20 protein-coding genes are annotated in these 22,001 nt (G+C 68.2%); 13 read left to right on the top strand and 7 right to left on the bottom strand.

Annotation, left to right across the window (positions count from 1 at the left end; genetic code table 11):
- Nucleotides 1-217: 217 nt before the first annotated feature.
- Nucleotides 218-1,480 carry an MFS transporter gene (locus RDV84_RS25525; protein WP_309152053.1) on the bottom strand — a complete coding sequence of 421 codons (1,263 nt, stop codon included), beginning with the start codon at nucleotides 1,478-1,480 and terminating at the stop codon, nucleotides 218-220.
- 101 nt (nucleotides 1,481-1,581) lie between these two features.
- Between RDV84_RS25525 and RDV84_RS25520 the strand changes: the two genes are divergently transcribed.
- A complete protein-coding gene (locus RDV84_RS25520) occupies nucleotides 1,582-2,496 on the top strand; it encodes a LysR family transcriptional regulator (RefSeq protein ID WP_309152052.1) in 915 nt (304 codons plus the stop codon).
- Nucleotides 2,497-2,856: 360 nt separating this feature from the next.
- Here RDV84_RS25520 and RDV84_RS25515 read toward each other — a convergent pair whose 3' ends face one another.
- Together RDV84_RS25515 and RDV84_RS25510 are read right to left on the bottom strand one after the other, a co-directional pair.
- Nucleotides 2,857-3,918 carry an IS30 family transposase gene (locus RDV84_RS25515; protein WP_057945874.1) on the bottom strand — a complete coding sequence of 354 codons (1,062 nt, stop codon included), beginning with the start codon at nucleotides 3,916-3,918 and terminating at the stop codon, nucleotides 2,857-2,859.
- A gap of 763 nt (nucleotides 3,919-4,681) precedes the next feature.
- Entirely contained in the window at nucleotides 4,682-5,473 is a 792-nt protein-coding gene (locus tag RDV84_RS25510; protein ID WP_057946675.1) for a DODA-type extradiol aromatic ring-opening family dioxygenase, read from the bottom strand.
- 206 nt (nucleotides 5,474-5,679) lie between these two features.
- Between RDV84_RS25510 and RDV84_RS25505 the strand changes: the two genes are divergently transcribed.
- The 3 genes from RDV84_RS25505 to RDV84_RS25495 all read left to right on the top strand — a co-directional run bounded on the left by RDV84_RS25505 (nucleotide 5,680) and on the right by RDV84_RS25495 (nucleotide 9,982).
- Nucleotides 5,680-7,137 (top strand): bifunctional 2-methylcitrate dehydratase/aconitate hydratase, encoded by a 1,458-nt coding sequence (locus RDV84_RS25505; protein WP_057946676.1) that lies wholly within the window; start codon nucleotides 5,680-5,682, stop codon nucleotides 7,135-7,137.
- Nucleotides 7,138-7,408: 271 nt separating this feature from the next.
- The gene (locus RDV84_RS25500) at nucleotides 7,409-8,488 is read left to right on the top strand and encodes an OmpA family protein (protein WP_078999852.1); all 1,080 of its coding nucleotides are present in this window, start codon (nucleotides 7,409-7,411) and stop codon (nucleotides 8,486-8,488) included.
- 414 nt (nucleotides 8,489-8,902) lie between these two features.
- The gene (locus tag RDV84_RS25495) at nucleotides 8,903-9,982 is read left to right on the top strand and encodes an OmpA family protein (protein WP_057946678.1); all 1,080 of its coding nucleotides are present in this window, start codon (nucleotides 8,903-8,905) and stop codon (nucleotides 9,980-9,982) included.
- Nucleotides 9,983-10,072: 90 nt separating this feature from the next.
- Here the strand turns inward: RDV84_RS25495 and RDV84_RS27240 are convergent, their stop codons facing one another.
- Nucleotides 10,073-10,288 (bottom strand): DUF6053 domain-containing protein, encoded by a 216-nt coding sequence (locus tag RDV84_RS27240; RefSeq protein WP_425606180.1) that lies wholly within the window; start codon nucleotides 10,286-10,288, stop codon nucleotides 10,073-10,075.
- A gap of 139 nt (nucleotides 10,289-10,427) precedes the next feature.
- On the opposite strand from RDV84_RS27240, the gene RDV84_RS25490 reads away from it, so the two are divergent.
- The 5 genes from RDV84_RS25490 to RDV84_RS25470 all read left to right on the top strand — a co-directional run bounded on the left by RDV84_RS25490 (nucleotide 10,428) and on the right by RDV84_RS25470 (nucleotide 14,497).
- On the top strand, nucleotides 10,428-10,955 hold the full coding sequence (locus RDV84_RS25490; protein ID WP_309152051.1) for a hypothetical protein: 528 nt from the start codon (nucleotides 10,428-10,430) through the stop codon (nucleotides 10,953-10,955).
- Between the two features lie 348 nt (nucleotides 10,956-11,303).
- Nucleotides 11,304-12,116, top strand: a complete 813-nt coding sequence (locus RDV84_RS25485) for a pseudouridine synthase (protein ID WP_425606182.1) — start codon at nucleotides 11,304-11,306, stop codon at nucleotides 12,114-12,116.
- Nucleotides 12,117-12,668: 552 nt separating this feature from the next.
- Nucleotides 12,669-13,202, top strand: a complete 534-nt coding sequence (locus RDV84_RS25480) for a hypothetical protein (RefSeq protein WP_309152049.1) — start codon at nucleotides 12,669-12,671, stop codon at nucleotides 13,200-13,202.
- A gap of 76 nt (nucleotides 13,203-13,278) precedes the next feature.
- Complete coding sequence (locus RDV84_RS25475; protein WP_309152048.1) at nucleotides 13,279-13,806, top strand: hypothetical protein; 528 nt, start codon at nucleotides 13,279-13,281, stop codon at nucleotides 13,804-13,806.
- A 160-nt stretch (nucleotides 13,807-13,966) separates the two neighbouring features.
- Nucleotides 13,967-14,497, top strand: a complete 531-nt coding sequence (locus tag RDV84_RS25470) for a hypothetical protein (RefSeq protein WP_078999857.1) — start codon at nucleotides 13,967-13,969, stop codon at nucleotides 14,495-14,497.
- A gap of 132 nt (nucleotides 14,498-14,629) precedes the next feature.
- Here RDV84_RS25470 and RDV84_RS25465 read toward each other — a convergent pair whose 3' ends face one another.
- From RDV84_RS25465 to tdh, 3 genes are all read right to left on the bottom strand, one after another.
- On the bottom strand, nucleotides 14,630-15,019 hold the full coding sequence (locus tag RDV84_RS25465) for an HNH endonuclease (RefSeq protein ID WP_078999858.1): 390 nt from the start codon (nucleotides 15,017-15,019) through the stop codon (nucleotides 14,630-14,632).
- Between the two features lie 112 nt (nucleotides 15,020-15,131).
- On the bottom strand, nucleotides 15,132-16,325 hold the full coding sequence (gene kbl, locus RDV84_RS25460) for a glycine C-acetyltransferase (RefSeq protein WP_057946684.1): 1,194 nt from the start codon (nucleotides 16,323-16,325) through the stop codon (nucleotides 15,132-15,134).
- 123 nt (nucleotides 16,326-16,448) lie between these two features.
- Entirely contained in the window at nucleotides 16,449-17,483 is a 1,035-nt protein-coding gene (gene tdh, locus RDV84_RS25455) for an L-threonine 3-dehydrogenase (RefSeq protein WP_205757570.1), read from the bottom strand.
- A gap of 160 nt (nucleotides 17,484-17,643) precedes the next feature.
- Here tdh and RDV84_RS25450 point away from each other — a divergent pair, with 160 nt between their 5' ends.
- The 4 genes from RDV84_RS25450 (at nucleotide 17,644) to RDV84_RS25435 (ending at nucleotide 21,881) form a co-directional block, all read left to right on the top strand.
- Nucleotides 17,644-19,800 carry a S46 family peptidase gene (locus RDV84_RS25450; protein WP_309152047.1) on the top strand — a complete coding sequence of 719 codons (2,157 nt, stop codon included), beginning with the start codon at nucleotides 17,644-17,646 and terminating at the stop codon, nucleotides 19,798-19,800.
- Nucleotides 19,801-19,963: 163 nt separating this feature from the next.
- Nucleotides 19,964-20,977 (top strand): PAAR domain-containing protein, encoded by a 1,014-nt coding sequence (locus tag RDV84_RS25445; RefSeq protein WP_309152046.1) that lies wholly within the window; start codon nucleotides 19,964-19,966, stop codon nucleotides 20,975-20,977.
- A 56-nt stretch (nucleotides 20,978-21,033) separates the two neighbouring features.
- Complete coding sequence (locus RDV84_RS25440; RefSeq protein WP_309152045.1) at nucleotides 21,034-21,312, top strand: hypothetical protein; 279 nt, start codon at nucleotides 21,034-21,036, stop codon at nucleotides 21,310-21,312.
- Nucleotides 21,312-21,881, top strand: a complete 570-nt coding sequence (locus RDV84_RS25435) for a hypothetical protein (RefSeq protein WP_309152044.1) — start codon at nucleotides 21,312-21,314, stop codon at nucleotides 21,879-21,881. Before RDV84_RS25440 ends, RDV84_RS25435 begins: the two co-directional genes overlap by 1 nt.
- The last annotated feature ends 120 nt before the right edge of the window (nucleotides 21,882-22,001 follow it).

Below are 22,001 nucleotides of genomic sequence, written 5' to 3'. Positions count from 1 at the left end.
GATCGGCAGGCCGGGAAGGCGTCGGGATTCGACGCGGGAAAGTGGGGGTCTTGCTGGAAGGTCGTTTTGCTGGGTTGCCGCGGCTTCGGCGCGGGCGGGAGTTCGTGGCCGTGTCGCGATGACGCTTGGGGTTCGGGCATCCGCGGCGATGAGGTCAGGGGAGAGTTGCGAGCGAATCCGCAGGCCGCGGCGTCGTCCCGCGACCCATGCGCGTCGCTCAGCCGACGCACGCGGCCGCGGCGCCTGACTCGCCGCCGCGCTGCGCGCGGGCGCGGCCTTTCGCATCCAGGCGCGCCGCCAGCAGCGCCAGCATCAGTCCCGACACCGTCACCAGCGCCGCGACCCAGGTCACCGCGCCGAGCCCCGGGCCGCGTTCGATCACCGCGCCGCCGAGCCAGGCGCCCAGCGCATTGCCGAGGTTGAACGCGCCGATGTTGAGGCTCGACGCCAGGTTCTGTCCGGCCGCATCGGTCTTCTGCAGCACCCACAGCTGCAGCGGCGGCACCGTCGCGAACGCGGCCACGCCGAGCAGGCCGACGAACGCGACCGCGGCGATCGGCTCGCGCAACGCGAAGGTCATGACCCCCAGCACCGCCGCCAGCGCGGCCAGGGTGCCGATCAGCGCCGGCGCCAGGCGCTGGTCGGCGAAGCGTCCGCCGACCAGGTTGCCGAGGATCATGCCGCCGCCGAACACCAGCAGGATCGGCGACACCGCGGCCTCGCCGAATCCGCTGAGGCGGGTCAGAATCGGCTGGATGAAGGTGTAGACGGTGAACACGCCGGCGAAACCCAGCACCGTCATCGCCAGGCCCAGCAGCACCTGCGGATGCAGCACCGCGCGCAGTTCGCGGCGCAGCGCCACCGGCTCGGGCCTGCCGCGGTCGCGCGGCACCAGCGCGGCGATCACCGCGGTCGCGATCACGCCGATCGCGGCCACCGCCCAGAACGTCGAGCGCCAGCCGAAGTGCAGGCCCAGCCACGCGCCGGCCGGCACGCCGAGCAGGGTCGCCACGGTCAGGCCGGTGAACATGATCGAGATCGCCGAGGCCTTGCGGTCCTGCGGCACCAGCCCGGTGGCGACCACCGCGCCGACGCCGAAGAAGGTGCCGTGGGCGAGCGAGGTGATCACCCGCGCGATCATCAGCACCGTGTAGTTCGGCGCGATCGCGCAGACGATGTTGCCGACGGTGAAGATCAGCATCAGCGCCACCAGCACCGCCTTGCGCGGCATGCGCCCGGTGGCGACGGTCAGCACCGGCGCGCCGACGAACACGCCCAGCGCGTAGCCGGAGATCAGCAGCCCGGCCGCGGCCAGCCCGACCTGCAAGTCGGCGGCGACCTGCAGCAGCAGGCCCATGATCACGAACTCGGTGGTGCCGATGCCGAACGCGCCGACGGTCAGCGCGTACAGCGCCACCGGCAGGCGCGCGCGGCCGCCCGCGGCGGGCACGGCGGCGGAGGACGGGGAGGGGGCGTGCATGGGACGCATCCGGGAAGAAAGATGCGCCAGTCTGGGCCGTTGCATCTTGTCGAAAAACCAGCAGGATGGCGAATCACTTTCAATTGAAAATTGAAAATCCCATGGACCGGATCGCCGACCTGAACCTGTTCCTGCGCGTCCTCGACCTGGGCTCGATCAGCGCCGCCGCGCGCAGCCTGGACCTGTCGGCGGCGGTGGCCAGCCAGCGCCTCAAGCGCCTGGAGCGCGACCTCGGCGTGCGCCTGCTGCACCGGACCACGCGCCAGCTGCACGCCACCGCCGAGGGCCTGGCCCTGGCCGAGCGCGGCCGCGCCCTGATCGAGGAACTCGAAGGCCTGACCGACGACCTGCGCCGCGCCGGCAGCGAGCCGGCCGGGCAACTGCGGGTGACCACCTCGGCCGCGTTCGGCCGCCTGTACCTGTCGCCGTTGCTGCCCGAATTCCAGCGCCGTTATCCGCTGGTGCGGCTGAGCGTGAACCTCAGCGACGAAAACCTGGACCTGATCGCCGCCGGCATGGACCTGGCGATCCGCATCGGCAGGCTCGACGACTCCAACCTGGTCGCGCGCAAACTCGCCAACAACCGCCGGGTGCTGGCCTGCTCGCCCGACTACCTGCGCCGCCACGGCGCCCCGCGCGCGCCGCAGGACCTGACCGGGCACGAATGCCTGCTGCTGGTCGGCGCGCAAGGGCGGATGGAGAACTGGCGCGTGCTCGACGCCGCCGGGCGCGAGAGCCTGGTGCGGGTCAACGGGCGGCTGGAAAGCAATTTCGGCGAAGTCCTGCGCGACGCCGCGATCGCCGGCCTCGGCATCGCCCACTTCTCGGTCTGGCACGTGCACGAGGACTTGCGCGCCGGTCGGTTGGTGCAGATCCTGCCCAAGCACCGCCTGCCCGATACCGCGATCCACGCGGTGATGCCCCAGCGGCGTTACGTCCCGTTGCGCGTGCGCGCGTTCATCGACTTCATGGCTGAGTCTTTCGGCGAGGTGCCGCCGTGGGAGCGCGAGGTTTGAGCGCAAGTTGCGGTCGCCAATTGCGGCATGGGTATCGCTGCTGCGTGGGTCTTCGCTTTTCTGTGGAAGTTGCGGAAGCAGCGGCTGCGCATTTCCCTTCGCGCTGAAACCACCCAGCTGCCGTCATTCCAGCGAAAGCTGGAATCCATTTTGCCTTTGCCTTTGCCTTTGGCTTTGGCTTTGGCTTTGGCTTGGACGTAACTTCGCCGAAGCTCACTGTTCCGCAGACCCGGAGGGCGCGCGCATGGATGCGCGCGTGCGCCGTAGGGGCATGGATGCCCCTTACGGCGCATCCCCGCGCAAGGTGCTGGACCTAGTGGCTTGTGACCTTAAACAAGCGTTTTTCTTTGGCTGGCGGAGTCAATGTCCAAGTGCATCACCCTGCGCCCGCGGGTTTTTGAGTTCCTCATAGAGCACCTCGACGGGCGAGCGCCTGCCCAGGCTACGACGGGGGCGGTTGTTCATTTCCCACGCCACCTCCTTGAGGCGCTGCGCAGAATGCACCGACAGATCGGTGCCCTTGGGAAAGTATTGCCGCAACAAGCCGTTGGTGTTTTCGCAGGTTCCGCGTTGCCACGGGCTATGGGGGTCGGCGAAGTAGATCGCTAAACCAGTGCGTTCGCTCAACTGCCGATGCGATGCCATTTCCTTGCCCTGGTCGTAGGTCAAGGTCTTCTTCAAACTTTCCGGCACACCTTCGAACGCCGAGCTGAAGGCCTCCAGCACCGTGTGCGCGGTCGCGTCGGCGAGCTTGACCAGCTTGACGTACAAGGTGCGGCGGCAGACCAATACCCCAATCGCCGAGCGATTGTGCGCGCCCACGATCAGGTCGCCCTCCCAATGCCCCGGCATCAGGCGCTCATGCGCGGCCGGCGGCCGCAGGCGGATGTTGGGTAGATCCGGCAGATGGCCGCGGGCGTCGCTTCCCTGGCGCGTGCGGCGGCCGGACTTGCGCCCCTGCCGCAGCAGACGGGTCACCTGGCGGCGCAATTCGCCGCGCGGCATCGCATAAATCGCGGTATAGATCGTTTCGTGCGACACGCGCAGCCAGGGCCGGTCCGGGTACAGATCCCGCAGTTTGTCGGCAATCTGTTGCGGCGACCAGCACCGTTCCAGCCAATAGCGCACGCGTCGCCACAGCACGGTGTCGCGTCGCAGCTTGCGGCGCACCCGCGCCCGTCGCCGCAGCCGTTGGGCCCGCCGGCCCGCCCGGGTCGCATCGTAGCCAGGGTCGAAACGGGGGCGTCCGCGTAGCGGCGGCCCCGAATGGGACCGAAACCCATTACGGCGCAACTCGCGAGCAATGGTGCTTTGCGCCCGACCCAACGTCTGGGCGATTTGCCGTCCGCTCGCCCCTTGGGCGATCAAGACCATGATGGCCCCGCGCTCTTCTGCGCTCAGATGTGAATACTGCTGGCCCATTCACAGTGCCTCACTGAGGTGATGCACTTGAGGTTAGAGACCAGCGCTACTTTCTTTTGTCGCGCTGACAAAAGAAAGTAGCTCGGCCGCTTGCGGACGAAAGCTGTTGATGGTGGCTTGTCGTCGCGCGAGACATCAATAAGAGCGTAAACAACAGATCAAAATGGGTTCCGGCTTTCGCCGGAATGACGATCGTGAGGTTGGGTGTCCGACTGTAGGAGCGGCGCGAGCCGCGACCGCGGCAACGCAACTACGCCGAAGCTTTCGCAATCGTCACGATAGCGCGGTCGCGGCTTGCGCCGCTCCTACAGGGGGCGTGCCGCGGTGGGGTCTGCGTTTGCGTGTTTGCACGCGTGACGACAAGCGAAGATCAAGGGCTTCCGTCCGCAAGCGGCCGGGTCACTTTCTTTGTCTTAAGCCACAAAGAAAGTAACCAAAGAAAAGGCCTTATCTTTTTCGGATCAAGAGCCACTAGGGCTCGAAAGGGGCGCGGGGCCGCGCCATAAGGGGCATCCTGCCCCATGGCGCGCGTGCGCATCCATGCGCACGCCCTCCGGGGCTGCGGGACGACTGCGTCGGGCTCAGAGGCGAGCACAAGCAACAGCTACAGCAGGATCAAAATGGATTCCGGCTTTCGCCGGAATGACGAGGTGTGGTGGCGTCGTGCTCGTCTTGTCGTAGGCGCAGCTCGCGCATCGCCCAGCCGGCGACCGCAACCGCGCGGCGAACGGATGGCACGCCGGAAGCGACGCGACGCCCGCCCTCAGTCGAACGCGAACGCGTCCAGCGCCAACGAACCCATCTCGTGCGAGCGATGGATCGTGCGCACTGTCGGCTCGGCGCCGGCCGCGCCGAGGGCGACGAACAGCGGCATCAGGTGCTCCACTGTCGGATGCGCGCGGCGCGCGTGCGGCGCCTGCGCTTGCCAGTCGAGCAGGGCCTCGCGGTCGCCCGCGGCCAGCTTGGCGTGCATCCAGCCGGCGAACTCCGCCGCCCAGTCCGGCATCGGCGCGTCGCGGTGGCTCCAGTCCAGGTCGCCCAGGTTGTGCACGAAGCCGCCCGAGCCGATCACCAGCACGCCTTCGTCGCGCAACGCCGACAGCGCCCGGCCGACGGCGTAATGCTGCGCCGCCGTGCCGTAGGGCTGCACCGACAACGGCACCACCGCGATGTCGGCCTGCGGGTACATGCGCCGCAACGGCACCCACACGCCGTGGTCGAGGCCGTGGTTGTCGCGCAGCTTGGGGTTGAGCCCGGCGTCGGCCAGGCGCGCGGTCACCTGCTCGGCCAGGCGCGGCTGGCCGGGAGCGGCGTACTGGATCTGGTACAGCGGCTGCGGGAACCCGCCGAAGTCGTGCACGGTGTGCGGCCGCTCGTGGCCGCCGACCATCGGCCGGTCGGTCATGAAGTGGGCCGAGGCGATCACGATCGCGCGCGGCCACGGCAGTTGCTGGCCGAGCGCGTCGAGGAAGCGCCCGGCGGGCGAATCCTCCAGCGCCAGCATCGGCGAGCCGTGCGAAAGGAATAGGGTCGGCAGGCGGGTGGGAATGTCCATGGCGCAAGGGTGATCCTCGCTCCGGCGATTTCCAAGCCGCGCCTGCGCGCCTGATCGTTCCGCAGCCGTCGGCAATCGCGGCTGGGAAGGTCGATTGTTGACTCACGCCACATCGGAGCCGCCTCGTCGCTTCCATACCCCGGCGGTCCGCCGCGTCTTCGCGGTCTGGCAAAATAGCGGGCTCTCTCACCGCAGGCCTTTCGCCCATGAGCCACTTCGACATCCGTTCGACCGTCCGCCCCGACCCCGACAAGCCGATGGTCGACATCGCCGACTACGTCGCCGACTACCAGATCGACTCGAAGGAAGCCTACGACACCGCCCGCTACATGCTGCTGGACTCGCTGGCCTGCGCGGCGCTGGCGATGGACCACAAGGAATGCCTCAAGCACCTCGGCCCGCTGGTCCCCGGCGGCGAGATGCAGGGCGGCGCGCGGGTGCCGTTCACCGCCTACCAGCTCGACCCGGTCCAGGCCGCCTACAACATCGGCGTGCAGATCCGCTGGCTCGACTTCAACGACACCTGGCTGGCGGCCGAGTGGGGCCACCCGTCCGACAACCTCGGCGCGATCCTCGGCGTGGCCGACTACCTGGGCCGCAAGGCCGAGGCCGAAGGCGGCAAGGCCATGACCGTGCGCGACGTGCTCGGCCACGCGATCAAGGCGCATGAGATCCAGGGCGGCTACGCGCTCAAGAATTCGTTCAACCGGGTCGGCCTCGACCACGTGATCCTGGTCCGCCTGGCCTCGACCGCGGTCACCACCCAGATGCTCGGCGGCGGCAAGGACGAGATCGTCACCGCGGTCTCGCATTCGTGGATCGACAACGGCGTGCTGCGCACCTACCGCCACGCTCCGAACACCGGCCCGCGCAAGAGCTGGGCCGCCGGCGACGCCTGCCGCCGCGCCGTGACCCACGCGCTCAACGCCAACAAGGGCGTGGTCGGCTACCCGAGCGCGCTGTCGGTCAAGACCTGGGGCTTCTACGACATCGCCTTCAAGGGCAAGCAGTTCGAGTTCGAGCGTCCGTTCGGCAGCTACGTGATGGAGAACGTGCTGTTCAAGATCTCGTTCCCGGCCGAGTTCCACGCCCAGACCGCGGTCGAGTGCGCGATGAAGCTGCACGAGCAGGTCAAGGACAAGCTCGACCAGATCGAACGCGTCGAACTGGAAACCCAGGAAGCCGGCGTGCGCATCATCGACAAGACCGGCCCGCTGGCCAATTACGCCGACCGCGACCACTGCCTGCAGTACATGGTCGCCGTGCCGCTGATCTTCGGCCGCCTGACCGCCGACGACTACGTCGACGCCGTCGCCGCCGATCCGCGCATCGACGCCCTGCGCGACAAGATGGTGGTGAAGGAGAACGAGCAGTTCACCAAGGACTACTTCGACCCCGACAAGCGCTACATCGGCAACTCGGTGCAGGTGTTCTTCAAGGACGGCACCTCGACCGACAAGGTGTCGATCGACTTCCCGATCGGCCACCGCAAGCGCCGCGCCGAGGGCATCCCGGTGCTGATGGCCAAGTTCGAGGCCGCGATCCGCGCCAAGCTGCCGGCCGCCCAGGCCGAGCGCCTGCTGGCCCTGGCCAACAACCCGGCCGAGCTCGAAGCCCTGCCGGTGACCGAGTTCATGGGCCTGTTCGTGCGCCAGGGCGAGTGATCGCCGCGGGCTGATCCGGACGCCCGCCATCGGGCGCCGGATTAGCACTTCATAAGTGCAGTTCCAGCTGAATGGAACTGCACTTCTTTTATGAACGAATTGCGACCGGGTCCCGGTATTCATGGAACCGGCTCGAATGTTAGACGGTTGTTAACACCGCTTTCACGTTGGCAAACCTAACCTGCGCGGGTCGGCGTCGTCCAGGCGGCCGTCCTGAACGGTAGAAACCTCGCAGACGCGGTTTCCTTTCTAAAGAAACAGGAGCTAGAAGATGAATAAGAAACTCCTCTGCGCCGCCCTGCTGGGTGGCCTGAGCCTCGCGCAAGTCGCCAGCGCCCAGGACTTCGACGACCGTTGGTACCTCACCGGCGCTGCCGGCATGAACATCCAGGACAACGACCGCGGCACCCGCAACGCGCCGTTCGGCGCGATCGGCCTCGGCAAGTTCCTGAACAAGAATTGGTCGCTGGACGGCGAACTGAACTATCAGAACCCGAAGTTCGACGCCAACCAGGACGCCAACTGGAGCCAGTACGGCCTCTCGCTGGACCTGCGCCGCCACTTCGTCACCGACGGCCGCAACTGGAACCCGTACATCCTGATGGGCCTGGGTTACCAGCGCTCGGAAGAGGAGTACTTCATTCCGTCGCCGCTGTCGCCGGGCAACCGCAAGGACGGCAACTTCGCCGCCAAGGTCGGCGTCGGTATCCAGGGCGACCTGGGCCGCGTCGGCATCCGCACCGAGCTGGCCTACCGCGCCGACTTCGACGACCAGAGCGTCAATGCGCCGCAGGAAGACTGGTTCGGCGACGTGCTGGCCTCGGTCGGCATCGTGGTGCCGCTGGGTCCGGAACCGGCCGCTCCGGTCGTCGCGCCGCCGCCGGTGCAGGCCGGCTGCGCCGACAAGGACGACGACGGCGACGGCGTGAACAACTGCGACGACAAGTGCCCGAACTCGCAGGCTGGCCAGACCATCGGTCCGGACGGCTGCCCGGTTCCGGTCACCATCGACCTGAAGGGCGTGAACTTCGACTTCGACAAGGCGACCCTGCGTCCGGACGCCGTGGCCATCCTCAACGAGGCCACCGAAATCCTGAAGCGCTATCCCGAGCTGAAGGTCGAAGTCGCCGGCCACACCGACCTGTGCGGCAAGGACGCTTACAACCAGAAGCTGTCCGAGCGCCGCGCCAAGGCCGCCTACGACTACCTGACCAGCAACGGCGTCGATGCCGGCCGCCTCAACGGCCCGATCGGCTACGGCGAGAGCCGCCCGCTGGAGCAGACCTCGCAGACGCTGCCGGGCTGCAAGAGTGAGAAGAACCGCCGCACCGAGCTCAACGTCCAGAACTGATCGGACGCGAGTTCCGCCACGGGCCTTCCGGCCCGCGGCAGGCGATATCCGGGAGCCCGGCCCCGCGCCGGGCTCCTTATTTATGTAAGGACTGGTTTGCCGATGAGCGGCGCGAATCAGGAACTGCGCCGCAGTTTCCCCGCAATGCTCGACCGTTCGTCGGCCCGGCCACTCCGATGTGTGCGCAATAACTGTGGACGCGTTAAATCACGCACTGGTTCTGGCCCGCCTGAACTACGTTAAGTGGTATTAACAATCTTCTTGACAGTGTATGATCCCCCCGCCAGTGACCGCGGCCCTTGGCTCGTGCCAGTGCTGAAAGTGTCTCTGCCATAGAGTCAGCGCCGCAGAAGACTGTCCCGATCACACAGTCCCGATCTACCCCCCGTTCCGATCGATCTGAAGGAGTTACAAATGAAGATCCGTATGTTGAGCACCGCTTTGCTGGCGGGCTTGGCTTTCTCGCAGGTGGCCAGCGCGCAGGATTTCGATGACCGTTGGTACCTGACCGGCGCCGCCGGCATGAACATCCAGGACAACGACCGCGGCACCCGCAACGCTCCGTTCGGTGCGATCGGCCTGGGCAAGTTCCTCAACAAGAACTGGTCGCTCGACGGCGAGCTGAACTACCAGAACCCGAAGTTCGACGCCAACCAGGACGCCAACTGGAGCCAGTACGGCATCTCGCTGGACCTGCGCCGCCACTTCGTCACCGACGGCCGCAACTGGAACCCCTACCTGCTGGCCGGCATCGGCTACCAGCGTTCGGAAGAGGAATACTTCATTCCGTCGCCGAACTCGCCGGCCGACCGCAAGGACGGCAACTTCGCCGCCAAGGTCGGCGTCGGCATTCAGGGCGACCTGGGCCGCGTCGGCATCCGCACCGAGCTGGCCTACCGCGCCGACTTCGACGACCAGAGCGTCAACGCTTCGAAGGAAGACTGGTTCGGCGACGTGCTGGCTTCGGTCGGCATCGTGGTCCCGCTGGGTCCGGAGCCCGTCGCTGCGGTCGCCCCGGCTCCGGTCGTGGAGCAGGGCTGCGCCGATAAGGACGACGACGGCGACGGCGTGAACAACTGCGACGACAAGTGCCCGAACTCGCAGGCTGGCCAGACCATCGGTCCGGACGGCTGCCCGGTTCCGGTCTCGATCGACCTGAAGGGCGTGAACTTCGATTTCGACAAGGCGACCCTGCGTCCGGACGCCGTGGCCATCCTCAACGAGGCCGCCGAGATCCTGAAGCGCAACCCGAGCCTGCGCGTCGAAGTCGCCGGTCACACCGACCTGTGCGGTAAGGACGCTTACAACCAGAAGCTGTCCGAGCGCCGCGCCAAGGCCGTGTACGACTTCCTGACCAGCAACGGCGTCGACGCCGGTCGCCTGGCGGGTCCGGTCGGCTACGGCGAGAGCCGTCCGCTGGAGAACACCGCGCAGACGCTGCCGGGCTGCAAGAGCGAGAAGAATCGCCGCACCGAGCTCAACGCTCAGAACTAAGCGGCGTAGCGCGGGCCGTTCGCGGCCCGCGTAGCGATACGAAGAAGCCCGGCCTCGTGCCGGGCTTCTTTTTTGTCTGTGGGACGGGCCCTAGGTGATGGGGCCCATGAGAACGGCTTTTGTGGGAGGGGCTTCAGCCCCGATGCTCTTCGCTCTGATCGCGGCGATCTGGAACAAGAGCGTCGGGGCTGAAGCCCCTCCCACAAAAGCAGCGAGCGCCGCCGGCTCCGCGACGTTTCGCCTTAGCGACAGACGGTCCCCCCGTTGCGCCGCGCGAGCTTGCGCGCCGCAGTTCGGCCCGTTCATAAGAAAAGCCGATAAATGCCTGATTTTGCGGGTTGTCCGATCCCGCACGGCCGCCTACACTGGCGCGCACCGACGACCGCGCGGCGAGGCATTGCCTTCGCGCCGATCCCGTCCCGCGCCGACCTGGAGAGAGCCCCTCATGCGCCGACTGCTTGCCGCCACGTCCTTGATCCTGATCGCTGCGTCCGCGCAGGCCCAGACCAGCGCCGCCAACTGCGCCGCGTTGACCGCCTCGCGCGCGCAGCCGGTGCAGCCGACCCTGATCGCGCCGGTGGCGCCGGAACTGGTCGCGCCCTCGCACCAGCTCGGCGCGCCGACCGGCGTGTTGTCGCAGGCCCTGGACGAAGCGCTCTCGGTCGATCAAGTGCTGCTGCGGATGAAGCTCGACGCCTGCACCGTGGCCAAGGCCACCCCGGCCTCGACCGGCATGCCCTCGGCCAACGATCCGGCCGCGTACAAGCCGCAGACCCAGTTCGACAACACCCCGTGGCGCTTCGACATGAGCCAGGGCGGCAAGCGCATGACCGCCGACGAGTTCAGCGCGTGGATGAAGGCCAAGGGCGTGCGCGTGGCCAAGGGTGCGCCCGGCGCCGCCGCCGCCGCGGCGCCCGCGCCGGTCGCCGAAGCCGAAGCGCCGAAGGCCGAGGAAGGCAAGAAAAAGAAGTAAGCCGCGCCTCGCGCAGCGACCCACGGCCGCGGCTTCGTCCGCGGCCGTTCGTTTTGGCGCAGGCGAAGCGTTCGGCGGCTCGCGATGGGAGCTGGTCCATCGGCGGCGCCGGTAGGTAGTTGGCGCGTCGTTGTGGGAGGGGCTTTCAGCTACGACGCGGTTGTGTCGGATCGCCGCGCATGTCCGATCGCGGAGACTCGCAGCGAAGCATCGATCCACGTGGTTGGGTTTCGCGGTTGCGGAAGAGGCTTCGGCCTCGGCGTCTTGGGTCCGGTTCGCGGCGGTCTGCGACGAAAGCGTCGGGACTGAAGTCCCTCCCACAAAGCGTGCGCGGCCTGCCGGACGCGAGTGCGCGGACAAGGCCGCCGCTCCGGCGACGGCTGCGATAATGCGCGCCGCTGCCCTTCGAATCCCGGACCCGCCTTGAACAAGACCCCGCCCCGTCACGGCCTGGCCCGCGTGCTGTCCAAGCAGGGCGTGTGCTCGCGCAGCGAGGCGGCGCGCTGGGTCGCCGCCGGGCGGGTGACGGTGGACGGGCGGGTGGTGCGCGATCCCGAGTTTCCGATCGTGCAGGGCCGCCATCGCATCCTCGTCGATGGCGAGCGGTCCGGCGACGCGCGCCGGCTCTATCTGATGCTCAACAAGCCGCGCGGGCTGGTCACCACGGCCCACGACGAGCGCGGCCGCGACACCGTCTACCGCTGCTTCGACGGCGCCGAACTCGACGGCGCGCCGCTGCCGTGGCTGGCCCCGGTCGGGCGCCTGGACAAGGCCAGCGAAGGCTTGCTGCTGTTCTGCAACGACCCGCAATGGGCCGCGCGCATCACCGATCCCGAACACGGGCCGGACAAGACCTACCACGTGCAGATCGACGCGATTCCCGACGAGGCGCTGCTGCGCGCGCTGGGCGAAGGCGTCGATGCCGACGGCGAGCGCCTGCGCGCGAAGTCGGCGCGGCTGCTGCGCGCCGGCGAGAAGAACGCATGGTTGGAGATCGTGCTCGACGAAGGCCGCAATCGGCAGATCCGCCGCTTGCTGGCGGAGTTCGATCTGGAAACGCTGCGGCTGATCCGGGTCGCGATCGGCTCGCTGGCCCTGGGCGACTTGGGCAAGGGGCAGTGGCGCAGCCTCGACGAGGCGGATCTGCGCAGCTTGTCGTGAACCTTCGCGGGCCGCGCACGCGGCGCGTCTTGCGCATGCCGCGGACTGCGCCGCGCCGCGAAGAGCGCCGGTTGTGGCGGGCCCGCGGCGTGGCCGAAATCCGACTCAAGTAACAGTCGCCGCGCCGCTCTCGGGCTACAGTCGAGCAGGAGCGTCGCAAGCGCCGGTGTGTACGATCCGCCGGCGCTGCGGGAAGCGGCGCAGCCACAAGGAGGTGCCATGACGGCCCGGCCGCGCTCAGGGGACAGGCCGGACGCCACGAATCATCGCTACGCGCCCAGTGCGGACTCGGAGCCGGCGCATCGCCGTCCGTTGCCGGCGCAGGCGCGCTCGCGCGCATCGGTTCGATATGCACATGCGCCGACGCGCGCGCGCAACCTGCGCGGCCCCGCGGCCGCCCTGCGCAAGCGCTACGGCATCGCCCGGTCCGGTCCGGCCTGCCGCACCCAATCCGACGAACGAAACTCCCCGCGGCCCGGCTGCGGGCGTCCGCTACGACGTCCGCAGGCCGGGCCTGCGCCCCGCAGCACCTCAACCTTCATGGAGAACGCCATGTCCCACGCCACGCTTGCCCCCGCCACGTCCGTCCAGCGCAAACGCGCCGGCGCCCTGATTTCCAGCCTGCGCGGTGCCGCGCTGGCGACGGTGCTGTTGTTCAGCGCCGGCGCGCAGGCCGACCCCGCCGTCGCCGCGCAGATCCTGCAGACCATCCGCTACGAGCGGCAGGTGTTCGACGTGCAGATGCAACAGGTCAACTGGTATCTCGACCACGATCCGAGCCACGCCCAGACCGCGCTGATCATGGCGCGGATCGAGGCGGTCAAGATCGACGCGAAGCTGAAGCGCCTGGTGCAGGAAAACCTGGCCTCGCGCGACGCCGGCCAATACAACGACCTGCAGGCGCTGGAGCGCGCGATCGAATACGGCCGCACCGCCAGCCAGCGGATCAAGTTCGTCGAGGTCTATCTGCAGACGCTGGAGATCGAGCGGCCGCCGAGCGCGATCACCCGGCAGATGCTCAACACCCAGATCCTGTTGTTCAACATGAGCATGCAGCAACTCGAACAGGCGATGGCGCAGGCCTGAGCCGCGTCCGCGCGGCGGGGCCCTGGTGCGGCCCCGTCGCTGCGTGGACTCAATGATGCTTACCAGGAGCAAGACCATGTTCGGAACATCCCTGTCCCTGCGCGCGCCCGCGCGCGCCGGCGCGTTCGTAGCCGCCTTGCGCGCCGTCGCGCTGATGGCGGTGCTGTCGTTTTGCGCCGCCGCGCGGGCCGATCCGGTCGAGACCGAGCGGTTGATGGAGCAGGTCCGCAGCGAGCGCTCCGTACTGGAGTCGAATCTTCAGGACGCTTACGCGCACATGGACAGCGGCCGGACCGAGGAGGCGGTGGCGAGTTTCGCGTTGGCGCGCGCCAACGCCACGGCGATCGGCCTGTATCTGGGCGAGGTGCTGGTCGAGATCCGCAAGTCGCGCGAGCACGGGCAGTACACCGATGCGCGGGCCCTGGAGCGTGCGCGGCTGAGATGCGAGCGGGTCGAGGAGACCGCGGGTTTCATCGATGCCTCGCTGGCGCAGATGATCTTGCAGCCCAGCGCGTTCGGACGCGCGCTGATCGACGCCCAGCGCGTCCAGTTCGACCGCCAGCTTGCGCAACTGGAAGCGGAACTGGCGTTGAGCCAGGCCTGACGACCGCGGCGCCGACGGCCGCGGCCCGATCGGCGCCAGTCCCCGCGGCGATCATGGCCATGCCGATGCCGCGGGTCGAGTCGAACGGCATCGCCGCATGTTCCAGACCCAAGCCGCCAACCCAACCCTAGACCCCCGACCCACCGACAAGGAGAGCCCGATGTCCCACGCTATCGCTTCCACCGCCGCGCGCCGCCGCGCGAGCGCGCCGTTCGCCGCGTTTCGCGCCTTCGCGCTGACGCTGCTGATGCTGTTCGTCCACGGCGCCGGCGCCGATCCGGTCGCGGCCGATCAGCGGCTGGCGATCGTCAAGCAGAATTTCACCGCGCTCAAGCAGAACTACAGCATCGCCAAGATGCAGTTGCAGATGGGGCAGACCACGCCCGCCTCGGTGTCGTTCACCCTGGCCAGGGCGCAGTCGCAGCAGATGGTTTCGAACCTGGCGATCCTGCGCAACGACAACCAGCACACGCTCGACAACGGTCTGTACCTCAACGGCGCGGCGCAGCAGCAGGCGGTGAACTACACCGACGTGGCCAAGAGCCTGACCCAGCAATTGCAGACCCGCTTGCTGATCCTGAGCATGCAGCCGGCTTCGCAGCTCGATCTGGTGCTCGCCGACCAGAGCCTGACCCAGCTGACGCTCAAGCTGACCCAGCTCGAGCAGGCGATGATCGCGGCGCAGCAGTAAGCGCGGCGGGGTTTCGCCGGAGGTTCCGATTCGACCGGGCCGATGCGATCGGCCCGGTTCGGGCGGCGGTTTTCGAGCGCTCGGCGTCCACGCGCCGTCCGGGGCGGTCGTGGCGCGCTTCAATGGCCCGCTTCAGTCGCCCGCATCGGGTTCGCGCCAGCGCAGCAGGCGCGCGTCGAGCAGGGCGGCGACCACCTCGCGCGCGCGGGCGTCGCCCGGGCCGCGCGCGTCGTGGCTGCAGCCCTTGCCGTGGTTGCACGGCGCGCAGGCGAGGGCGAGGTTGCGCGGATCGTCGGCGTCCTCGCCGACGCGCGCGGTCAGCGCGGCCGCGGCGCGGCGGCCGAACCAGGCGCTGGGCACCACGTGTTCGAGCGAGGTCGCGCCCAGCGCTTCGCCGTCGGCGCGCACGGCCAGCGCGCGCCGGCAATGCAGGCAGCGGCTGCGCCAGGTGTCGCCGTCGAGCGTCGCCAGCGCGTCGGTGCGCGCGGCTTGCAGCAGGCGGCGGCGTAGCGCGGAGCGCATCGTCAGCGCCGCGCTGCGGCGCGAGGCCGGGCCGAGCCGCTCCCGGCCAGAACGATGCGGGCCGGGAGGCCCCGGCCCGCGATGGCGCGCTTGCGTGCCGCCATGATCGCGATCAGGCCCCGATCACGCCCAGTTCGCGGCCGATCTTGATGAAGGCGTCGATCGCGCGGTCCAGGTGTTCGCGGGTGTGCGCGGCCGACATCTGGGTGCGGATGCGCGCCTGGCCCTGCGGCACCACCGGGAAGAAGAAGCCGATCGCGTAGATGCCTTCCTCGAGCAGGCGCTCGGCGAACTTCTGCGCCAGCGGCGCGTCGTACAGCATCACCGGGCTGATCGGATGCACGCCCGGCTTCACGTCGAAACCCGCAGCGGTCATGCGCTCGCGGAAGTAGGCGGTGTTCTGCGCCAGTCGCTCGCGCAGGTCGCCGGCCGCGGCCAGCATCTGGAACGCCTTGATGCCCGCGGCGACCACGTGCGGCGGCAGCGAGTTGGAGAACAGGTAGGGACGCGAGCGCTGGCGCAGCAGCTCGATCACTTCCTTCTTCGCCGTGGTGAAGCCGCCGAGCGCGCCGCCCATGGCCTTGCCGAGGGTGCCGGTGATGATGTCGATCCGGTCGAGCACGCCCTTCACTTCGGCCGAGCCGCGGCCGTTGGCGCCGAGGAAGCCGGTGGCGTGGCATTCGTCGATGTGCACCAGCGCGCCGTACTTCTCCGCCAGCGCGACGATTTCGTCGAGCGGGGCGATGAAGCCGTCCATCGAGAACACGCCGTCGGTGGTGATCAGCTTGGTCTTGCAGCCGGCCGCGTCGGCGGCCTGCAGCTGCTTCTCCAGGTCGGCCATGTCGCAGTTGGCGTAGCGGAAGCGCTTGGCCTTGCACAGGCGCACGCCGTCGATGATCGAGGCGTGGTTGAGCGCGTCGGAGATGATCGCGTCGTTCTCGCCCAGCAGCGGCTCGAACAGACCGCCGTTGGCGTCGAAGCAGGCGGCGTAGAGGATCGTGTCCTGCTTGCCGAAGAAATCGGAGATGGTGCTTTCCAGCTGCTTGTGCAGGTCCTGGGTGCCGCAGATGAAGCGCACCGAGGCCATGCCGAAGCCGTGGCTGTCGAGCGCGTCCTTGGCCGCCTGGATGATGTCCGGATGATCGGCCAGGCCGAGGTAGTTGTTGGCGCAGAAGTTCAACACGTTGCGGCCGTCGGCGAGTTCGATCTGCGCCGACTGCGGGCTGGTGATGATGCGCTCGGACTTGAACAGGCCGGCGGCGCGGATCTCTTCGAGGGTGTCGGCGTAGTGCTGGGTCAGGGACATGGCGGGGGCGGTCGCGTGAGTGAGTGGGGGAGGCGAGAAGTGAGCGTGGAGGAGCGAGGAGTGAGCGGAAGCGGAGGAGAGCTTTCGCTCACTCCTCACTCCTCCACGCTCACTCCTGCTTCGTCAGTTCCAGCTCAGCACGACCTTGCCGGCCTTGCCCGCTTCCATCAGGTCGAAGCCCTTCTGGAATTCGTCCACCGGCAATTGATGCGTGAGCACCTTGCCGAGCGGGAAGCCCGACAGCACCAGCTGGGTCATCTTGTACCAGGTCTCGTACATCTTGCGGCCGTAGATGCCGTGCAGGGTCAGGCCCTTGAAGATGATCTTGTCCCAGTCGGCGCCGGCGCCCTTGGGCATGATGCCGAGCATGGCGATCTTGCCGCCGTGGTACATGCAGTCGAGCATGTCGTTGAACGCGCGCGGGTTGCCGCTCATTTCCAGACCGACGTCGAAGCCTTCCATGTGCAGGTCGGCCATGACGTCCTTGAGCGACTGGTTGGCGACGTTGACCACGCGGGTCGCGCCCATGTCGGCGGCGAGCTTGAGGCGGAAGTCGTTGACGTCGGTGACCACCACGTTGCGCGCGCCGATGTGCTTGCAGATGCCGGCGGCGATGATGCCGATCGGGCCGGCGCCGGTGATCAGCACGTCCTCGCCGACCACGTCGAACTCCAGCGCGCAGTGCGCGGCGTTGCCGTAGGGATCGAAGAAGGCCGCCAGTTCGCTGGGGATCTGGTCCGGGATCGGCCACAGGTTGCTGGCCGGCATGACGATGTATTCGGCGAACGCGCCGTCGCGGTTGACGCCGATGCCGGTGGTGTTCGGGCACAGGTGCTGGCGGCCGGCGCGGCAGTTGCGGCAATGGCCGCAGACGATGTGGCCTTCGGCCGAGACGCGCTGGCCGACGCGGTAGCCGGTGACGCCGGGGCCGAGCTCGGCGACGCGGCCGACGAACTCGTGGCCGATCACCAGGCCGGGCTTGATCGTGCGCTGGCTCCACTCGTCCCACAGGTAGATGTGCAGGTCGGTGCCGCAGATGGCGGTCTTCTCGAGCTTGACCAGGACCTCGTTCGGACCGGGCGTGGGCACCGGCACCTGTTCCATCCAGATGCCCTTGCCGGCTTCGCGCTTGACCAGGGCCTTCATCGTTTGCGTCATGGGATTTCGATACCTACAGGGCCGCGGCGGCGCCGGGCGGGACGGGCGGGAATGCAGGGCGGAATTATACGCCCCCGCCGCGGCCGGGCCGCCCGGGCGGGTTTGCCCGCGGCGGGCGGCTTGGCCTATCGTCGCGGCTTCCTTGCCGTACGGAATCACCATGCGCCCCCGTGTGTTAGCCCTGTCCCTGGCGCTGTGCGCCACCGCCGCCCAGGCCGACGAAGGCATGTGGATGCCCTCGCAGTTGCCCGACATCGCCCGCCAGTTGCGCGCGGCCGGATTCAAGGGCGACCCCGCCGACCTGGCCGACCTGACCCGCGCGCCGATGAACGCGGTGGTCAAGGTCGGCGGCGCGACCGGTTCGTTCGTGTCCGCCGACGGCCTGGTGCTGACCAACCATCACGTCGCGTTCGGGGTGATCCAGTACAACGCCAAGCCCGAGCGCGACCTCATCGGCAACGGCTTCGTCGCCGCCGACCGCGCCGCCGAACTGCCGGCCAATCCGGACTTCCGCGTGCTGGTGACCACCGGTTTCGACAAGGTCACCGAGCGCATCCTGCAAGACGCGCGCGGCAAGCGCGGCCGCGCCTACTACGACGCGGTCGACAGCGCGAGCAAGACCCTGGTGGCCGAGTGCGAACGCGAGCAGGGCTATCGCTGCAGCGTCGCCAACATGTACTACGGCAGCGATTTCTATTTGATCCGGCAGTTGGAGCTGCGCGACATCCGCCTGGTGTACGCGCCGCCGGACAGCATCGGCAACTACGGCGAGGAGATCGACAACTTCGTCTGGCCGCGCCACAGCGGCGATTTCACCTTGCTGCGCGCCTACGTCGGCAAGGACGGCAAGCCCGCCGACTACGCGCCCGACAACGTGCCTTACCAGCCGCCGAGCCATCTGCAGATCGCCACCGATCCGGTGCGCGAGGGCGACTACGCCATGCTCGCCGGTTACCCGGGCACGACCTTCCGCCACCGCATGGCGTCCGAATTCGTCCAGCAGGTGCAGTGGCAGCTGCCGTCGCGGGTGGCCTTGTACGGCAAGATGATCGAGACCATCGACGCCGCCGCGGCCGGCTCCGCCGACGCCAAGGTCAGCTACGCCGCGCAGGTGAAGGGGTTCAAGAACACGCTCAAGCGCGCCCAGGGCGAACTCGACGGCCTGCGCCGCAGCGACGCGGTGCGGGTGCGCGGCGAGGACGAGAAGGCGATGCTGGCGTGGCTGGACAAACAGCCCGACGCGCGTGCGATCCGCGCCGACATCGATGCGGCGCAGAAGGTCCTCGACGCCGGCGCGGCCACGCGCGAACGCGACCAGCTGCTGACCGCGATCCGCACCCAGGTACAACTGCTCAACGCCGCGCTGACCGTGCAGCGCCTGGCGCAGGAGCGCGCCAAGCCCGACGCGCAGCGCGAAACCGGCTACCAGCAGCGCGACGAGGCGCTGATCGCCGGGCGCCTCAAGCAGGTCCAGCGGCGCTACCGCGAGCCGGTGGAGAAGCAACTGCTGGCCTATCTGCTGCTGCAGTACAAGCGCGCCGCGCAGGGCGCCCAGCGCGTGGCCGAGATCGAGCGGGTGTTCCCGGGCGAGGACGAGGCCGCGCTCAAGCGCAGCATCGACGCGGTCTACGCCGGCACCGGTTTCGGCGAGGAAGCCGCGCGCCTGCAGGCGATGCAGGCCGATGCCAAGACGCTGCAGTCTTCGACGGATCCGCTGCTCAAGGCGGCCGCGGCGCTGAGCCCGGCGTTCGCGCGGATCGAGGAGGAGGGCAAGGCGCGCGAAGGCGAATTGCTGCGCCTGCGCCCGGCCTACATGCGCGCGCTGATCGGCTATCGCCAGTCGCAGGGCCGCGCGGTGTATCCCGACGCCAACTCGACCCTGCGCGTGAGCTACGGCGCGGTCAGCTCGATGGACCCGCGCGACGGCGTGCGCTACCGCCCGCTGACCACGGTCCAGGGCATCGTCGAGAAGCACACCGGCGCCCGGCCGTTCGACGCGCCGCAGGCGCTGCGCGCGGCCATCGCCAAGGGCGACTTCGGCAGCACCGCCGACCCCGAACTCAAGACCCAGACGGTCGACTTCCTGACCAACCTCGACACCACCGGCGGCAACTCCGGCTCGCCCGTGCTCGACGCCCACGGCCGCCTGATCGGCTTGAACTTCGACAGCAACTGGGAGGCGGTCAGCGCCAGCTGGATGTTCGATCCGCGCTACAAGCGCGCGATCCATGTCGACATGCGCTACATGCGCTGGCTGCTGGCGAAGGTGTATCCGGCGCCGCATTTGCTCAAGGAAATGCAGTTGCCGGCGGAATGAGGCAGTGCGTTCCCGCCCGGTTCACGGGCGGGGACGATGCGTTCCCCGAGGCGGGCGGGAACGGCCGTATCGGGGTATGGTGCGGGGTAAGGAGCAGGATGCAGCCGCGGCCCGGATGGGCCAGGACTAAGGATCAGTCATGACAGCGAGACTATGGATAGTCGTGGGCGACGCCACCTCCAGCGGCGGCCAGGTGGTGTCGGGGTCGCCGTTCACCGATATCGACGGCAAGCCGGTGGCGCGCATCGGCGACAGCGTGGTGTGCGGCCTGCATGGCCCCACGGTCATCGCCAGCGGCGATGCGACCTTCATCGTCGACGGCCAGCCGCTGGCGCGCGAGCGCGACGGCTGCGCCTGCGGCTGTTTGTTGGTTTCGGTGCGGCAAATGTCCACGTCGGTCGCGGCAGGCGGCGCCGGAGGCGGCGGCATGGCCGGCGGCGGCGAGGTTTTCGCGGCCGCCGCGGCCGCCGCGGCCGATTCGCCCGCGTTCGCGACGGACACGCGCCTGGACGACGATGCCGGCCGTTTCGACGAGCAATTGCGTTTCAGTTCGGCCGGCGGCCTGCCGCTGGCGCTGACCCGGTATGCGATCACCCTCGGCGACGGACAGGTGCTGCAAGGCACCACCGATGAGGATGGCAAGACGGCCCGCATCGTCACCGATCGGCCCCAGACCGTGATCCAGGCGAAATTCTTTCCGCCCGACCGTACTCGGACCTGCTGCGCCCAGCACGTGGGCGCTTCGGCCCCCAGCGCCACGACGGTCGCGATCGCCGGCGTGCAGACCAATGCCGTTGCCTTGGGGTCGTCGCAGGCGCAGGTCACGTTAGAGGGCGAATCGCGCGGCCTGACCGAAGGCGAGAAGCGGTTGGCGCGCAGGATCTTCAAGGACGCCATCGATTACGACAAGGTCAAGATCCACAACGACGAGTACCTGTGGTTCGGCATGCAGGACGACAACACGGCGATGACGCCGAACGGCGAGATGTGGATGCCGAAGAATTTGTTCCGCGAGGACTATTCGGTCGAAGACGACAGCATGAAGCACCTGTTCGTGCACGAGATGGTGCATGTCTGGCAGTACCAGTTGGGTTACAACGTCAAGGCGAACGGCTTGAAAATCCATGGATTGTACGAATCCGACAAGCTCGATCACCGGACCGGACCGGATTGCTGAAGAAGCGGCCGGTGTCTCCTTACGAATACTCGTTGGCGCCCAGGCGGGAACTTCCCTTGTTCCAGAAGCCGAAGTACGTGCTCAAGGACGCCGGCTACGTCGAGGTTTTCTCTTCGCTTTCGGATTTCAACATGGAGCAGCAAGGCGATATCATCGCCGACTACGCCAGTCACAAGCGTTATCTCGGGCCGACGCAGCCCATGAGCGAAAGCGGATTGAAGATTCCGCAGGCCCAGCGCGGACGGTGGCTGGAAGCGGTACTGGCCGGATTTCTGGCCATGCCTTCCAGCCGTTCCTTGGTTCCCACCACTACCAAGCGGGCAGACGAACGATGATGGCTTTCGCGATGACTCGGATTTCTCTCGTACCGGCCTTCGTCTGTCGCGCCTGGGCGGCGTCGCTTCCGGTCCTGGCGGCATTGGCGCTTCCCGCCTGCGCCGCTTCGCGCGACAGCGACGGCAAGGTGTTCGTCGAACAGCAAGGCGCCTCGATCTGTTTTCGCGTCGAGACGTTCAAGGATCCTTCTCTGTTCGCGCCGGGCGCGCAGGACGTCGATCGCGAGCGTGTGGTCGCACGCTCGCTCGAGGTGGGGCGCTACACCGAAGCCGGTTACGGCGTGGCATGGCGCGCGGCCCATCCCGTGGACGAGTACGGCCAGGGCATCCGGCTCGACCGCAAGACCCGCTGGTGTTACGGCAAGGCGCCTGACGGTTTCGTGGCGACGGTGCCGGCGCAGCCGCTTTCGGCGGGGCGCTTCCGCGTCAGGATCGATGCGTCCAATATTCTCGACCCCATCGAGAACAGCGAATCGGCCGATTTCGCCAGCGAGTTCTGCCTGGCAGGCCGCGCCGGCGAGTTGCGGTTGAGCCCGTGCGGCACGGCAGGGAAGCCGGCTTCGCCTTGATGCGTTTCGCCTGATTCGCCCGGCCCGGGCTAGTCCTCCTCTCGCGTCGCTTACGCTGGCGACCCGACATCCGGATCGCGCTCGACCCGGCGCGCTGGAGGCAGCGCTCTGCGGTGCCCG

Origin of the sequence: Lysobacter yananisis (assembly GCF_031199375.1) — a bacterium.
Classification (GTDB): Bacteria; Pseudomonadota; Gammaproteobacteria; order Xanthomonadales; family Xanthomonadaceae; genus Lysobacter; species Lysobacter yananisis.
The sequence above is the reverse complement of the archived record's forward strand: the minus strand, read 5'-3'. Positions and strand labels throughout refer to the sequence as shown.

Bases quoted from the DNA above. Each gene is read 5' to 3' on its own strand.
- RDV84_RS25525 (WP_309152053.1), bottom strand. From the start codon at position 1,480: ATGCACGCCCCCTCCCCGTCCTCCGCCGCCGTGCCCGCCGCGGGCGGC.
- RDV84_RS25520 (WP_309152052.1), top strand. From the start codon at position 1,582: ATGGACCGGATCGCCGACCTGAACCTGTTCCTGCGCGTCCTCGACCTG.
- RDV84_RS25515 (WP_057945874.1), bottom strand. From the start codon at position 3,918: ATGGGCCAGCAGTATTCACATCTGAGCGCAGAAGAGCGCGGGGCCATC.
- RDV84_RS25510 (WP_057946675.1), bottom strand. From the start codon at position 5,473: ATGGACATTCCCACCCGCCTGCCGACCCTATTCCTTTCGCACGGCTCG.
- RDV84_RS25505 (WP_057946676.1), top strand. From the start codon at position 5,680: ATGAGCCACTTCGACATCCGTTCGACCGTCCGCCCCGACCCCGACAAG.
- RDV84_RS25500 (WP_078999852.1), top strand. From the start codon at position 7,409: ATGAATAAGAAACTCCTCTGCGCCGCCCTGCTGGGTGGCCTGAGCCTC.
- RDV84_RS25495 (WP_057946678.1), top strand. From the start codon at position 8,903: ATGAAGATCCGTATGTTGAGCACCGCTTTGCTGGCGGGCTTGGCTTTC.
- RDV84_RS27240 (WP_425606180.1), bottom strand. From the start codon at position 10,288: ATGAACGGGCCGAACTGCGGCGCGCAAGCTCGCGCGGCGCAACGGGGG.
- RDV84_RS25490 (WP_309152051.1), top strand. From the start codon at position 10,428: ATGCGCCGACTGCTTGCCGCCACGTCCTTGATCCTGATCGCTGCGTCC.
- RDV84_RS25480 (WP_309152049.1), top strand. From the start codon at position 12,669: ATGTCCCACGCCACGCTTGCCCCCGCCACGTCCGTCCAGCGCAAACGC.
- RDV84_RS25475 (WP_309152048.1), top strand. From the start codon at position 13,279: ATGTTCGGAACATCCCTGTCCCTGCGCGCGCCCGCGCGCGCCGGCGCG.
- RDV84_RS25470 (WP_078999857.1), top strand. From the start codon at position 13,967: ATGTCCCACGCTATCGCTTCCACCGCCGCGCGCCGCCGCGCGAGCGCG.
- RDV84_RS25465 (WP_078999858.1), bottom strand. From the start codon at position 15,019: ATGCGCTCCGCGCTACGCCGCCGCCTGCTGCAAGCCGCGCGCACCGAC.
- kbl (WP_057946684.1), bottom strand. From the start codon at position 16,325: ATGTCCCTGACCCAGCACTACGCCGACACCCTCGAAGAGATCCGCGCC.
- tdh (WP_205757570.1), bottom strand. From the start codon at position 17,483: ATGACGCAAACGATGAAGGCCCTGGTCAAGCGCGAAGCCGGCAAGGGC.
- RDV84_RS25450 (WP_309152047.1), top strand. From the start codon at position 17,644: ATGCGCCCCCGTGTGTTAGCCCTGTCCCTGGCGCTGTGCGCCACCGCC.
- RDV84_RS25435 (WP_309152044.1), top strand. From the start codon at position 21,312: ATGGCTTTCGCGATGACTCGGATTTCTCTCGTACCGGCCTTCGTCTGT.